The sequence below is a fragment of the Sorangium sp. So ce204 genome, from assembly GCF_051526795.1.
GTDB classification, from domain to species: Bacteria; Myxococcota_A; Polyangia; order Polyangiales; family Polyangiaceae; genus Sorangium; species Sorangium cellulosum_B.
In genome coordinates this window covers 3,217,501-3,231,421 of the sequence record NZ_CP150317.1, presented here as the reverse complement: position 1 = coordinate 3,231,421, position 13,921 = coordinate 3,217,501, and the positions used below count along the sequence as shown (strand labels likewise).

Genomic DNA, 13,921 nt, shown 5'->3' with positions numbered 1-13,921 from the left:
GCGCCGAGTATCGGGCACGCACGCCGCGCGTGCCAGGGCGGAGCGCGCGGGCAGGACCGACGCAGCGTCCTCTGCCTCCTTGCCTGGAATCTTCCTGCCTTCGAGCACGCCGACACGGGCAGCCTCGGCGCCGCCGAGGCCGCCTTTCGCCGACGCCTCCCACCTCGGCTACCTGGCTCCGTCCGGCTCGTGTTTCTCCCGGGGGGCCTTGCGGGATCCATGACAATGGCCAGCTGCGCCGCGCCGGATGACGAAGCGTATCGACGTCGATGGGGGGAGAGCGCACGTGAGCCACACGCTGTCGCGCATCACGGTGCTGCTCCGTGAGCGAAGCGAGGAGATCATAGGCCAGTGGATAGCGCGCCTGCGGAGTGAACCGAAGATCCCACGGACCCGCGCGCTCACCGATGAGGACTTGAGAGATTACACGCCGAAGCTCCTCGACGACCTCATCGACTCGCTCGCGCAGAGCGCGCAGCCGGGGGGGCCGGACGGAGCCAGCGGCCCGGAGATCGGCAGCTCGGAGGCCGCCAAGGTGCACGTCTCGCACCGCATCGCCGAGGGCTACTCCCTCGCGGAGGAGCTACGCGAGCTCGGCGTCCTTCGCGCCGTGATCGTGGACCTGTGCGCGCAGGAGGGGGTGGTGCTCGGCGGCGAGGAGGCCCAGCTCGTGCACTCGGCGCTCGACGAGGTGATGATCACCGCGGCCGTCGAGTACGAGCGCGCGAGCTCGGCCGATCTCCGCCGTGACGTCGCGCTCCACGAGCTGTTCATCGCGGTCCTCGGGCATGACCTGCGCAACCCGCTCTCGGCCATCCGGTTCGCCACCGCCGCCCTGCTCAAGCGCGAGGACGTCACGACCGCCGTGGCGAGGCTCGCCCAGCGGATCGCCGCGAGCAACGAGAGGGCGGTGCGGATGGTCGAGGAGCTGCTCGACCTGACGCGCATCCGCTCCCACCGGGGTCTTCCGGTCGAGCCGGAGCCCGTCGACCTCCGCGCGATCTGCCAGCGCGTGGTCGAGGAGCTCGAGCTCGCCCACCCGGAGCACACCATCCGCTTCACGGCCCACGGCGACGGGCGGGGCAAGTGGGATCCGGGCCGGATGGAACAGCTCCTGTCGAACCTGATCGGCAACGCCGTCGACTACAGCCCGCCGGAGGAGCCGGTGCACGTGGAGCTGCGCGGGCACAAGAATGGCGTCGTGATCGAGGTGACGAACCGCGGGACCCCGATCGCGCCCGAGCAGCTGCCCGTCCTCTTCGATCCGTTTCGCCGGGGCGAGCAGAGCCAGCGGGTCGTACAACGCTCGAAGGGCCTCGGGCTCGGGCTCTTCATCGTCAAATCGATCGTCGACGCGCACGGAGGCTCCATCCAGGCCACGAGCACGCTGGAGGAGGGCACCACGTTCCGCGTCAAGCTCCCCCGTTCGTCGTAGCGCGGTCGCCTCGCCGACACACGCCGTGGCGCGGCGCTGGCTCAGACCGGCCTCAACGACGGCCAGGCCAGCTCGACGCCCTCGCGGACCAGGAGCGCCTGGAGCTCTTCGCGGAGCGCGCTCCGCGCGCGCACCTGCCGCGGCAGCACGCGGCGCTCCAGGCAGAACGTCGCGAGCAGCCCCGCGGCCTCGCCGACGCTCCACTCCACGGGGTGGACCCGGTAGGCGCCGTTCGTGATGTGCGTGACGCCAAGGTTCTTCCCGCCCGGCAACAGGTTCTCCACCCGCACCGGAATGAGCGCACCCAGCGGTATCTGGAACGGCCAGCAGCCGAGATCGAGGTACCCGGGGCCCCCGACGCGCGGGTGCAGATCGATGCGATAACACCCGATCCCGACGCTCTCCACGAACGTCGCGGGGCCGTCGGGCCGGAGCGGATACGCGATGTGCTGCTCGAGCACCGTGAGCTCGGCCCGGATCCGGCGGGACTCGCGGATGTAGGGCGCTGGCGCGAGGCCGTCGACCGTGCCGCCGACAACGTCCCCGCGGAGGCGCAAGCCTGGATATCCGACCCCGCCGTCCGGGCGAGGCGCCTCGGTCTGCATCCAGTACAGGAGGCTCAGGCTGAGCTGCCGCGCTCCCTCCAGGTGCCGCGCGGCCTCCACCTCGTCGACGCCGCAGACGGGCCCGAACCAGTAGTCGTTCTGCGGCCAGTTCACGATGGTGATGTCGCTCGGCGCGAACCCCGCTTCGAAGACCGTCCTGTCGAGGATCCGCCGGAAGCTCCACCAGGGATGCCGGTCTTCCGCGGCGAACAGGCCTCGCGTCAGGGGATCGAGTGTATCGGGTCGAACCGCCGTCCAGTCCAGCAGCCGACCCGGCCAGCCGGGCGGCTCGAGGGAGCGCCAGCGCTCGTACTGAGAAGGCCTGTCGATGACATGGTCCTCTCCGGGGTGGTGCTCGATCGCAAAGCAGACGGTGATCGCCTGCTGGGCCCTCGGATCCGCGCGCTCGGGGGCGTGCGGTTCGCCGGTCTCCGCGCGCGACTCCGCCCCGAGCGCGTGCTCCACGCCCGCGAGCGCCAGGAGCTCGCCACGAGGCGTGGCGTCGATGAAGAGGTCGGCCACGAGCAGGACGTCGCGCCCCGACTCCAGCCCTCGGACCACGACGCCGGTCACCCGATCGCCGTGCGTCGACGCCGAGATGGGCCGGTGAGCGTGGAGCGCGACGAGGCGCCCGTTGAGCCGATACGGCGCGATCATCTCGTGCAGGACGGCCACCGCGACCCGCGGATCGTGGCACAGGCGGCTGACCCAGCCGTTGCCGGGGTTGAGCGCGGGGAGCGCCCTGGCCGACGCGGTGAGCGGTAGATGCCTGCGGTAATACGCGCGGATCCCCTGGCGCAGCGCGCGGTAGCTCCGGGTCGCCCCCATGTCCTCGATCCACGGGTGCTCGTCCGGGGGGACCGCCTGGTTCGTCAGCTGGCCCCCGAGCCAGCGAGTCTCCTCCGTCAGGACGACGCGGCGGCCCGTCCTGGCCGCCGCGAGCGCAGCCGCGAAGCCGCCGAGCTCTCCGCCGATGACGGCGACGTCGGTCCGGATCACGTCCATCGCCAGCTCCCCGCGCTCATGCGCTCTTCCGCGCGGGCTGCACCGCCGGAGCTCGCCGCGCGAGGAGCTCGGTGACGAGCTGGTTGGTCTCCCTCGCCCTGGCCTTCAGGCCGGGGAGCAGCCGGCGGATCTTCGCGCGGATCTCGTGACGTGTGTCCCACGAGCGATCGAGCCTGGCGATGAGCTGCCCGGAGCTGATGCTCCCGAGGGGCGGGGTCTCCATCTCGAGGTCCTCGATGAACCCCGCGACCTTGGACGCGTAGGGCAGCGCGACGAACGGGGTCTCGCGGAGCGCCGAGAAGATCAGGAAGTGCAGGCGCATGCCCACCACGAACTCGAGGTGCCCGACGAGGCTGAGGATCTGCTGCGGCGTGTACCGGCGCCTCAGGACCTCTGCCCGCTCGGCGTTCTTCATGTGGGCGACGACCGCGTGGCTGTGCTGCACGTCCGTCCGTTCCATGGATACGAACACGACGTCCGCGTCGAGGCGCTCGACGACGAAGTCGGCGGCGTTGGCGAGCAGGCCATAGTACTCGTCAGGGTCGATGTCGGGCGCCGCCGGGCCCGGCTCCCTGACGGAGAAGCCGACGAGGTGCCGCTCGAACTCGACCCCTTCGGCCCGGATGGCCTCGATGGGCAGCGCCTCCTCGCGCAGCAGCAGGGCCGGATCGGCCGTGAGGCGGATCTCGCGATTCACCCCCACCTCCTCGAGGAGGCGACGCCCCTGCTTGTCTCGCACGGTGACGATGTCCGCGGCGTTCAGCGCCGCCCGCACGGCTTGCTTCGCGCTCGGGTCCGACAGCGGCCCGGCGCTCACGGCGTAGATCACGACGGGGACGCCGCGCTCCTCCGCGATGAGCGCCTCTCTCAGATAGACCGGCGCGTCCCGATCGTACAGGATGCCTCCCCCGCCGAGGACGAAGAGATCGAGGCGCTCGATCTCGGCGGTCGATTCCATTCGTGTGAGCTCACGGACCGGGACGACGCGCTCCACCTGGTGGCGCATCTTCGTGTCCTCCGGGCACAGCGAGAACACGGTGATCTCCGCTGGCATCGACGCCCGGAGCTGCGTGACGATGCCATCGAGGATGGCCTCGTCGCCGAGGTTCATGCCGCCGTAGGACCCTGAAATCCCGATTCGGAACGGTCGGTTCGCCTTGTCCATCGTGGGCTCCTCCCGCGAGCGCCTCCGCTCGATCGCCGTGCCCGCCGCGCCCGCCGCGCCCGCCGCGCCCGCCGCGCCGTCACGTCGCGTCGAGCGCGGCCCTCCGCCAGCTGCGACCTGCTCGGTCGTCCGAGATCGTCAGCGCAGCGCAGGACCTTGCCACGGCGGCGGCGAGGCGCAATGTCCGCCGGCGGAGGACGCACCATGGGACACGCGCAGGCGCGGACGACGCGGAGTGGCTCGAGAGAGCCGGGCGACGAGGCGCGCCCGGCCAGGGAGCTGCGCGCGGTGCGAGCCGCGGCGCGGGCCGCGCCGGCCGTGCCCGTGGGTGATGTCGTGGACGAGGCCTGTCAGCAATCCTTTCCTGCGAGCGACCCGCCCGCCTGGACGCCTGTGAGAGCCGGCCTGCCGCGCGACGACCGGCCAGAATGCCCCGACGTGGGATGACCGAGCGCGGCCGCGTGGTCCTGCGCGAACCGCTCGAAGCCGATCGGCTCAGGCCCGGCGCGCGGCGTTGCGATAGCTTATCGCTCCCGAAAAGCGGCCGAAACAGGCGCCGTCCGATCATGGCAGGGTCCCCGCGGCGGTGCTCGCCGGAGGGGCGCAGCTCTCCTCACCTGGAGGCATTGCGCGTGGTGACCCCTGCCGACCTCGCCATCAAGGATCTAGGCCCCTGCCGGCACCCCTCGCCCGTCGCCGAGAAGCTCGGCGAGAGGGCCACGGTGTACGTCGGCGAGGCCGACAAGGTGCTGTTCAACGATCGCCTGTCCGCCGTCCTCGCGGACGCCTCCGGCGCGCGGCCGCCGGCGTTCGAGCTGGCCGGGCCGCGCAACCGCGTCTTCTGGGATCCGAAGGAGCTGCGCGCCGGCATCGTGACGTGCGGCGGGCTCTGCCCCGGCGTCAACAACGTCATCCGCGGCCTCGTGCTCACGATGGCGCAGAGCTACGGCGTGCCGGAGATCTTCGGCTTCCGCTACGGCTACGAGGGGCTCGTCGCCCGCTTCGGGCACGCGCCGATGCGCCTGGATCCCCGGAGCGTCGAGGAGATCCACCGCATGGGCGGCACCGTGCTCGGCACCTCCCGCGGCAACCAGGACCCGCACCAGATGGTGGACACGCTCGAGGCCCTCGGCATCAACGTCCTCTTCGTCGTCGGCGGCGACGGCACCATCCGCGGCGCGATGTCGCTCGTCCGGGCCATCGAGGAGCGCCGCCTGTCGATCGGGGTCGTCGGCGTGCCCAAGACCATCGACAACGACATCAAGTTCATCGACCGCAGCTTCGGCTTCGAGAGCGCCTTCGCCGCCGCCGTCGACGTCATCCGCAGCGCGCACGTGGAGGCCTCGGGGGCGAAGAACGGCATCGGGCTCGTCAAGCTGATGGGCCGCCACTCGGGCTTCATCGCGTGCGCGGCGGCGCTCGCGTCGGCGGACGTGGACGTCGTCCTCATCCCCGAGGTCCACGCGGAGCTCGACGGCCCGTGCGGGCTGCTCGCGCACCTCGAGCGCCGGCTCGCCCGCCACGGCAACGCCGTGATCGTCGTCGCCGAGGGCGCCCTGCAAGGACACTGCACCTCCAGCGCGGAGCCCATGGCGACGGATCTCAGCGGCAACCTCAAGCTGAAGGACATCGGCCTCTTCCTGCGCGACCGCATCAACGCGCACTTCCGGACGCGCGGCGTCGAGGCGACGCTGAAGTACCTGGACCCGAGCTATCATATCCGCAGCGTCCCCGCGTCCCCGTCGGACAGCGTGTATTGCTGGAACATGGCCCGGAACGCTGTCCACGCGGCCATGGCGGGCAACACCGAGATGCTGATCGGCCGGTGGCACGGCCGCTTCGTGCACGTGCCCATGCCCCTGGCCGTCCGCATGCGCAAGCAGGTCGACCCGACGGACGACCTGTGGATGGCCGTCGTGGAGGCCACGGGGCAGCCGCTCGCGTTCTACTAGCGCTCCAGGCAGGAGTCCGGCCGGGGATCCGGAGGGAGATTTCAACGCAAAGGCGCAAAGGCGCAAAGGCGCAAAAGAACAATTGGATCGACCATCGCCCCGCGCGCCGCGGGCGCGCCCCGTGCCATCATGGCCGGCATGAAGATCTCGCTGCCCTCTCGCTCGCTCGTGCTCGCTGGCCTCGCCTGCCTCGCCGGCTGTACCAAGGAACCCGCGCCGCAGGCCCCGACGGGGGCCGAGACCTCGCCCGCGGCGCAGCCCCCGCCGGGGGCCGAGAGCGCGCCCGCGGCGCAGGCCCCGCCGGCGGCCGGCGAGCCGCGCGCTGCGGCGGCGGAACCTCGGTGCGAGGCCGACGCCGACTGCGTGGTGTCCTGCGCGCGGGCCGGGCAGTGCTGCGACCAGCTGTGCCCGCCGTGCGACCAGGCGTTCCACCGCGACGCGCTCGCGGAGCTCCAGAAGTGGCGCGCCGCGAGCTGCGCCGCCGAGAGCTGCCCGGTCGCCAAGTGCATGGCGCCGAAGGAGGACTCGGTCGCTCGCTGCAAGGCGGGCGCGTGTGTTGTCGAGCGCGTCCCGCACGTCGACCGATGAGCCGGCGCCCGGGATGAAACCTCCCCGACACCTGCGCGAAACCCAGGCAACACCTTCCCAGAGCGCCCACGGCGCGTTTTGCCACAGGCTGCATCCGCGCCACACCGCTCGAGCTCTACGCGAGCGGGCTGCGGTCTCCGGCCTCCTTCATGTCGAGATCGCCGTCCGTGGCCCTGCGCTTGCATTGCGCGGCGCGTAGGGCGCGGGAACATCGCGATCCCGGCGGCGAGCTCTCCTGGAGCCCACGGCGCTCGCCGTGCTGGAGGACGGACCCTCGCCGGGATCGCAGCGGGAGGTCCCTTGGGCATCGAGATCCAGCAAGACCACTTCAAGACCGTCGATTATCGGCTCTTCAGGACGCGGCTCCAGCAGAACCTCGCGGCGCTGGAGATGGTGCTCGCCCGGCCGGGGTTCGGCCACGGGGAAGCGACGATCGGCGCCGAGCTCGAGATGTTCCTCGTCGATCGCGAGGCGCGCCCCGTGCCGATCGGGGCGGAGATCGCGCGCGCCGCGGCGAGCCCGATGATCACGCCGGAGATGGGCGCGTTCGACATCGAGCTCAGCACCCAGCCTGTGCCGCTCGCCGGCAGGCCGCTCTCGGCGCTGCGCGAGCAGATGCGCGCGACCGTCGAGGCGATCCGCGAGCGCGCGGCGGCGCGGGGCGCGCGCGTGGTCCCGGTCAGCATCCTGCCGACCTTCCAGCGGCGCGACTTCAGCCCTGCGACGATCACGAACCTGCCCCGGTATCGCGCGCTCGCCGCGGGGCTCTGCAGGCTGCGCAGGGCGCCCTTCCATATCCGGATCGACGGCGCCGAGCCGCTGGAGCTCACGTCGGACGACCCCGCGATGGAGGCGGCGAACACCGCCTTTCAGATCCACCTCCGGGCCACGCCCGACGCCTTCGCGCGGCTGTTCAACGCGGCCATGGTGATGACCGCGCCCGCGCTCGCGGCCGCGTGCAACTCGCCCACCTTCCTCGGCCACCGGCTGTGGCACGAGACGCGGGTGGCGGTGTTCAAGCAGGCCGGCGACGATCGCCCGCCGGCGCCCGGCGCGGACTGGAAGATGCCGGCCCGCATCGGCTTCGGGACCGGCTGGGTGCGCGACGGCGCGGCGGAGCTCTTCATGGAGAGCGTCGCGCTGCACGAGCCCATCCTCCCCGTGTGCGGCGACGAGGACGTCGTCGGCTGCGCGCGGGCCGGCGGGATACCGCAGCTCCACGAGCTCCGCCTGCACCACGGCACCGTCTGGAACTGGAATCGACCCGTGTACGATCCCGCCGGCGACGGCCACTTGCGGATCGAGCTTCGCGCCCTGCCGTCCGGGCCCACGCTCGATGACATGCTCGCGAACGGGAGCTACCTGCTCGGGGGCATCCTCGCGCTCGCGCCCTCCATCGGAGAGCTCTTGCCGTCGTTCCCGTTCGAGCTCGCCGTGAGGAACTTCTACCATGCGGCGCACTACGGCCTCGACGCCGAGCTCGTCTGGCCGGCCGTACCGGGGGCCGCGCCGAGGTGCGTCCGGGCGCGCGATCTCCTCCTCTCGCTCTTGCCGCGGGTCGAGGAGGGCCTCGTGACCGCGGGCGTCGACGGGGACGAGGCCCGCCATTACCTCCGGATCTTCGAGGCGCGGGTCGCCAGAGGCATCACCGGCGCCACATGGCAGCTCCGCGCGCTCTCGGCGCTGGAGATGGGCTCCGCGTCGCGCGAGGAGGCGCTGAGGAAGATGCTGGAGCGGTACATGGCCGAGGTCGACTCCGGCGCGCCCGTGCACGCCTGGGGGACCCCGCGCGCGGGCGCGACATGAGCTCGCCGATGAGCCAGGACGCCACGCGATCCCTCGCGGAGCAGCTCGACGCACGGCTCGCCGCGCCGGGGGCGATGGACGCGGCGCGGTTCGAGGCGTTCCTCGAGGCCCAGCGGCGGCTCGGGCTGGTCCACGGCGCGCGCCCGCTGTGCCGCCATCTGCGGCCGTACCTCATCGCCGAGAAGGACCTCGCCACGATCGCCCGCGCGGCCGAGCAGATCGCCTCCGCGCTGGAGAGGGTCGCGCAGCGCGCGATCCGGGACGACTTCCTGGCCGAGGAGGTCGGGCTCTCCGCGGACGAGCGCGCCCTCGCGGCCATCGTGCCGGGTCCGGGGCCGCTCCACACGGTCGGGCGCCTCGACATGCTGATCACCGACGGCGGCTTCTCCTTCATCGAGTACAACGCCGACTCCCCCGCCGGCCTCACCGACCAGATCCTCGTCGAGCGGACGCTGATGGCGCTCCCCCACCTCGCGCCGCTCCGGGACGGGCATGGCCTGCGCACGCCGGCGCCGCACCGCGCGCTCCTCGGCGCCCTGCTCGAGGGCTACGCCGCCTGGGGCGGGCGCGAGGCGCGGCCCGCGATGGCCATCGTCGACTGGGCCGCGGTCGACACCTCGGCCGAGCTCAGGGTGCTCGCCGACCTGTTCTCGGCCGAGGGGCACCGGACCAGGATCGTCGATCCGGACGAGCTCACGTACGACGGCCGCCGCCTCGGAGCGGGCGGGGAGCGGATCGATCTCGTCTACCGGCGCGTGATCACGCAGGAGCTCGTCGGGCGGCGCGGCCTCAATCACCCCCTGGTCCGCGCCTACTGCGATCGCGCGGCGTACGTGGCGAACTCGTTCCGGATCAGGCCCCTCAACAAGAAGGCGGCGTTCGCGGTGCTGAGCAACCCCATGTTCTCGGGCCTGTTCACGCCCGAGCAGCGCGCGGCCATCGCGGAGCACATCCCCTGGACGCGCCGGGTGACCGCCGGCCGCGCCGCGTGGCGGGGCCGCGAGGTGGATCTCGTCGAGCTCCTCCTCGGAGAGCAGGAGAGCTTCGTGCTGAAGCCGAACGACGAGTACGGCGGCAAAGGCGTGCTGCTCGGGTGGACGGCGACGCCGGCGGCCTGGAGAGAGGCAGTCCGGGCCGCCGCGGAAAAGCCCTGCATCGTGCAGGAGCGGCGCCGCCCGCGCACCGCGCGCATGCCGACGTTCCGCGGCGGCGCCGTGGAGGAAGAGCAGGTCTATTTCGACCTTTGCCCCTTCGTCTTCGCCCGCGGCGTGGAGTGCCCGCCCTCCACCTTCACCACGCGCATGGAGGGCGCCATGGTCCGGCTCTCCGCCTCGGAGGTCAGCAACGTCTCCGCGGGAGGCGCGGTCACGGGGCTCGTGATCGTCGACGGCGCGCGCGCGCCGAGGGAGGGTGCCCGTCATGTGTGAGCTGCTTGGCATGGTGTCGAACGTGCCCACGGACATCGTGTTCTCGTTCACGGGGCTCGCGCTCCGCGGCGGGCAGACGGGGCCGCACGCGGACGGCTGGGGCGTCTCGCTGTACGACGGGCTGTTCGCGCGCACGTTCCTCGAGCCTCACCCGGCCTTCTCGAGCCCGCTCGCGCGGTTCATCCGCGAGAACCCGATCCACACGGCCCTCGCCATCGCGCACGTGCGCAAGATGACGCGCGGGGGAGCGGCCCTGAAGAACACGCACCCTTTCATGCGGGTCCTCCACCGCCGGCACATCGTGTTCGCGCACAACGGCACCTTGCCCACGGTCAGGGATCGGAAGCTCCACGTCGAGACGCCGGTCGGCGACACCGACAGCGAGCACGCCTTCTGTATCCTCCTCGAGGCGATCCGGAGCGCGTACGGCGAGAGGTACCCGGGCGACGCGCGGGAGCTGGGGCGCCTGTTCTACGAGCTCGGGAACGAGCTCGGCGCCGATGGAGTCTTCAACTTCCTGTTCGCGGACGGCGAGCACCTCTTCGCCCGCTGCGGCGACCACCTGTCCTGCATCCTGCGCCAGGCCCCGTTCGGCGAGGCCACGCTCGTGGACGCGGATCTCAAGGTGAATTTCAACGACCTCCACGGCGTCGGCCCCGACGCGCGGATGGCCGTCGTGGCCACGGAGCCGCTCACGCGCGACGAGCTCTGGCGCAAGGCGACGCCCGGCACGCTGTGGGTCTTCCGCGCCGGCGAGCTCCTGGCGACGTTCCCCGAGGCCCGCGAGGGCTCAGGCGCCGAGCTCCCCGGGCCGAGCACGCTCCCGGGAGCGGACGGACGGGCTCCTTAGAGCGGTTTCCGCCCCCGCCTCTGGTGCACGCGACGCAGAGCGGCGGTCTCCCGCACAGGAGACGGGTCCAGATCGGCGCTTTCGGCGCGGAAGCGCACTCCTGTGCGCTGAGCACCGAAAACGACGAGATGGGCCCGTATCCGAAGCGGGTGACCGCCGCTCTAGCTGCGCGGGCGCGTGAACAGGTCCCGGAAGAAGTCGCTCAGCGTGTGCTCCTTGTAATCGCGGAACTCGCCGGCATCGAAGTAGACGCCACCGCAGACGCTGCAGTTCTCGTACCAGATATGCGACTGCTCCGGGTCGACCATGCGCACCATCGGCGTCGAGCAGCGGGGGCACGGCACCCGCCGGATCTGGTTGTTCTTCCGCCCCACCGAGGGGTCGCCGGTGTCGATCTGCTGGGAGCCCGCCATGGCCTTGAGGGACTCCTTCTCGCGGCTGTCGAACCAGATCCCGCCGCACGCCGTACACCGGTCGACGTCGATGCCGCCGAAGGTGACGATATCCATCGAGGCCGCGCATTTCGGACAGTTCACGTCATGCTCCAGTGCGGCAGGCGCCGCCATCGGGAGCGATGGTATCAGACGACCCGGATCGCGGGAAGAGCGTCGATCGCCTCGCCGGAGGCGGCCGGCGGCATGCGCGGCCGCCAGCCGGCGGGCGGGCTGTCCCCCACCGCGCGCGCCGCGCGGCGCGCGACGTCATTTCGAGCCCATCTTCTCTTTCACGATCTGCTGCAGCCGATCGAAGTGGGGGCTGTCGCGCCGGACGGCGATGCCAAACTGGGATGTACCGAGCTTCGACTTCGAGTAGACGACATAACCGGACATCTCGCGGTGGGCCGTCAGATTCTCGGTCATCTGCACGTAATGAGGGTGTGGCATGTAGATGAGATCGGGCTTGTAGGCCCCGAAGAACCTGTCCGCGGAGAACGGCTCGAGCGCGAAGCGCGGGTCGTTGAGGCCGGCCATGTCGATGATCGTCTTGTTGAGGTTCATCGCGCCGAGCATCCCGACCTCGGTCGTGGCGATGACGAGGTCGTCGGGGAGCTTCGAGACGCGATCGATCGCGAACCAGTATTTCTGTGGTCCCGAGGTGTTGCCGTGCTTGACGATGTTGAAATGCCCGAGCCGCTTCGCCGCGACGGCGCCGGCGAGGTCCCTGCCAGCCGCGGCGAGGGGAGCCGACAGCTGGAGCCAGAGCATCGCCAGCGCGGCAATGCCGGCCAGGGGCAGCGCGGCCGGCGCGGGCTGGCCGATCGAGTCGGAGAGCGTCCGCGCGAGCCGGGCGGCGCTCCGGCAAGCGAGGTAGATGAGGCCTGGCAGCGGCGCGTAATAGAACCGCTGCGAGAACCCCATGATCGGCACGACGAACAGCCACGAGTACGCGAGGCACAGGAGCGTCGCGGCGAGGACCCCTTTGTCGAACGCCGAGGACTCCGCCCAGAAGGCCCGGGGGCCGCTCCTCCGCCCCTCGCCAGCCGGCGCGCCGGGGCTCGCCTGCCGCGCGCCGAGGCCCACGAGCACGTCGAGCGCGATGACGGTGAAGAGCGGCCAGAAGAACTCGAGCCAGTCGACGAGATCGATGGTCGGCCGCCCGCGGTAGGCGCGGAGGATCCCTGATCCGTAGAGGTTCGTCGACTTGGCATAGAACGGCAGCGGGAGGGGCGAGCCGAAGTACAGCTTGGCCGCCGCGAGGTGGAGGGCGAGGACGCCCGCCGTCGCGGCGAGGGCGGCGAGCCCGAAGCGCCGGCGGTCGCGGTCGCGCTCGAGCGCGACGAGCGCGAGCGGCACGAGGACGGCGTAGGCCGTGAGCTCTGGCCGCACCGAGAAGGCGAGGCCGCCGAACGCCCCGAGCGCCACCCCGCCGGCGACCCGGGCCGCGCCGAGCAGCCGCAGCGTGAGGAGCAGGTACGCGGTGAGGAAGCAGAGCCCGAACGACGTGTCCATGCCGCTCACGAAGTGGTCGGTCAGCGTGGACCGGGCGGCGCAGAACGCGACGAGGGCGAAGCAGGACAGGCGCGCGACCTTGCCGTCCCCGGCCGCCCGCAGGACGAGCAGGACGAGCAGGACGAGCAGCACTGGCCCCCAGACGAGGCTCTGAAGCATCGCCGCGAGGCTCGTGTTGCCGCCGGCGATCAGATGAAACGGCACGGCGGCGACGATGAAGGCGAGCGAGGTGAGCCCGTAGGACGGCGGCCCCTTCGGGTTCCACGAGATGCTGTGGCCGGTGATGAGGTTGTGCGCGTACCGCTGGAACATGTACGCGTCGTCCCAGAGCGTCGTCAGGTCGAAGCGCACCGCCGTCTTGCACGCCAGCAGCGCGAGGCAGAGCGCCATCGTGATCCAGAAGCAGGCCGAGGCGAGCCTGCGCACCGCCTCACGGGGCAGCGACGGAGAGCGCTCCACGACGTCCTCCGCCGCGCCCTGCCCTGCCGGTGCATCGGCGGACGGTTCAGCTCGCTGCTCCTCCGGCAGCGTGGTTTCTACGTGCGTCGTCATCGTGCTTCGCGCCCCGACTACATGGTTCCGGCCGGAAGCCCTGCTTCCGCCGAAGGGTTCGCGTCACCGAGGCGAGCGCCGTTGGAAGGCGCGCGGCGCTCGGATTCCCTTTGCAGATCGACGCGTTGCGCCGTCTGCGTTGGCCACCGCCTCAGAGGTCGCATGCGGCGACCATAGTCGCACCTGCAGCGCGCCGTACATCCGGAACCGGCGTGGAAAACTTGCCTCGGGCCGGTCAGCGCACCGAGGCCCCCGCGCCGCGCGAAGAACACGGTCTCCTCGGGCCGGTCAGCGCACCGAGGCCCCCCGCGCCGCGCGAAGCACGAGGCCCCCTCGGGCGCCCTGGCCGGCCAGCCCCGCGAGGCCCAGCCCCGCGAGGCCCAGCCCGCGAGCGCCGGACAAAAGCAGAAAAGCCCGCATGACGTCCGCCATGCAGGCTCTCTTCTGAAGCGTCTCTCGCACGCTGCGACGCGCCGCTCACACCCGAGCACCGGGCGCGAGGCTCGTCACGTTCCATGGAGCAAGGTCAAGCCGCACGACCTATTAGTACCGGTTAGCTCCGCCGATTGCTCGGCTTCCACACCCAG

At 71.5% G+C, this 13,921-nt stretch carries 10 protein-coding genes and 1 rRNA gene (1 of these 11 cut by a window edge); 6 read left to right on the top strand and 5 right to left on the bottom strand.

Going from position 1 to position 13,921, the window contains the following annotated elements; all coding sequences use genetic code 11:
* The first annotated feature begins 247 nt into the window (after window positions 1–247).
* Window positions 248–1,435 carry an ATP-binding protein gene (locus tag WMF22_RS12330; protein ID WP_437299296.1) on the top strand — a complete coding sequence of 396 codons (1,188 nt, stop codon included), beginning with the start codon at window positions 248–250 and terminating at the stop codon, window positions 1,433–1,435.
* Window positions 1,436–1,476: 41 nt separating this feature from the next.
* On the opposite strand, the gene WMF22_RS12325 is transcribed toward WMF22_RS12330, so the two are convergent.
* Together WMF22_RS12325 and WMF22_RS12320 are read right to left on the bottom strand one after the other, a co-directional pair.
* A complete protein-coding gene (locus tag WMF22_RS12325; RefSeq protein WP_438035878.1) occupies window positions 1,477–3,045 on the bottom strand; it encodes an FAD-dependent oxidoreductase in 1,569 nt (522 codons plus the stop codon).
* A gap of 16 nt (window positions 3,046–3,061) precedes the next feature.
* A complete protein-coding gene (locus WMF22_RS12320) occupies window positions 3,062–4,210 on the bottom strand; it encodes a polysaccharide pyruvyl transferase family protein (protein ID WP_438035877.1) in 1,149 nt (382 codons plus the stop codon).
* 632 nt (window positions 4,211–4,842) lie between these two features.
* Here WMF22_RS12320 and WMF22_RS12315 point away from each other — a divergent pair.
* From WMF22_RS12315 to WMF22_RS12295, 5 genes are all read left to right on the top strand, one after another.
* Window positions 4,843–6,162: an ATP-dependent 6-phosphofructokinase gene (locus WMF22_RS12315; protein WP_438035876.1), complete on the top strand. Its 1,320-nt coding sequence runs from the start codon at window positions 4,843–4,845 to the stop codon at window positions 6,160–6,162.
* Window positions 6,163–6,300: 138 nt separating this feature from the next.
* Window positions 6,301–6,750, top strand: a complete 450-nt coding sequence (locus WMF22_RS12310; RefSeq protein WP_438035875.1) for a hypothetical protein — start codon at window positions 6,301–6,303, stop codon at window positions 6,748–6,750.
* A 300-nt stretch (window positions 6,751–7,050) separates the two neighbouring features.
* The gene (locus WMF22_RS12305) at window positions 7,051–8,556 is read left to right on the top strand and encodes a hypothetical protein (protein WP_438035874.1); all 1,506 of its coding nucleotides are present in this window, start codon (window positions 7,051–7,053) and stop codon (window positions 8,554–8,556) included.
* Between the two features lie 8 nt (window positions 8,557–8,564).
* Window positions 8,565–9,983, top strand: a complete 1,419-nt coding sequence (locus WMF22_RS12300) for a hypothetical protein (protein ID WP_438035873.1) — start codon at window positions 8,565–8,567, stop codon at window positions 9,981–9,983.
* Window positions 9,976–10,833, top strand: coding sequence for a class II glutamine amidotransferase (locus tag WMF22_RS12295; RefSeq protein ID WP_437299289.1), 858 nt, complete (start codon window positions 9,976–9,978; stop codon window positions 10,831–10,833). Before WMF22_RS12300 ends, WMF22_RS12295 begins: the two co-directional genes overlap by 8 nt.
* A 161-nt stretch (window positions 10,834–10,994) precedes the next feature.
* On the opposite strand, the gene WMF22_RS12290 is transcribed toward WMF22_RS12295, so the two are convergent.
* From WMF22_RS12290 to WMF22_RS12280, 3 genes are all read right to left on the bottom strand, one after another.
* Window positions 10,995–11,369, bottom strand: a complete 375-nt coding sequence (locus WMF22_RS12290; protein WP_437299288.1) for a zf-TFIIB domain-containing protein — start codon at window positions 11,367–11,369, stop codon at window positions 10,995–10,997.
* 165 nt (window positions 11,370–11,534) lie between these two features.
* Window positions 11,535–13,334: a hypothetical protein gene (locus WMF22_RS12285; RefSeq protein ID WP_438035872.1), complete on the bottom strand. Its 1,800-nt coding sequence runs from the start codon at window positions 13,332–13,334 to the stop codon at window positions 11,535–11,537.
* A 522-nt stretch (window positions 13,335–13,856) separates the two neighbouring features.
* Window positions 13,857–13,921, bottom strand: a 23S ribosomal RNA gene (locus WMF22_RS12280) (it continues 2,973 nt past the right edge of the window).

Excerpts from the sequence above, each read along its gene's own strand:
- WMF22_RS12330 (WP_437299296.1), top strand. The coding sequence starts at position 248 with ATGACGAAGCGTATCGACGTCGATGGGGGGAGAGCGCACGTGAGCCAC.
- WMF22_RS12325 (WP_438035878.1), bottom strand. The coding sequence starts at position 3,045 with ATGGACGTGATCCGGACCGACGTCGCCGTCATCGGCGGAGAGCTCGGC.
- WMF22_RS12320 (WP_438035877.1), bottom strand. The coding sequence starts at position 4,210 with ATGGACAAGGCGAACCGACCGTTCCGAATCGGGATTTCAGGGTCCTAC.
- WMF22_RS12310 (WP_438035875.1), top strand. The coding sequence starts at position 6,301 with ATGAAGATCTCGCTGCCCTCTCGCTCGCTCGTGCTCGCTGGCCTCGCC.
- WMF22_RS12300 (WP_438035873.1), top strand. The coding sequence starts at position 8,565 with ATGAGCCAGGACGCCACGCGATCCCTCGCGGAGCAGCTCGACGCACGG.
- WMF22_RS12295 (WP_437299289.1), top strand. The coding sequence starts at position 9,976 with ATGTGTGAGCTGCTTGGCATGGTGTCGAACGTGCCCACGGACATCGTG.
- WMF22_RS12285 (WP_438035872.1), bottom strand. The coding sequence starts at position 13,334 with ATGACGACGCACGTAGAAACCACGCTGCCGGAGGAGCAGCGAGCTGAA.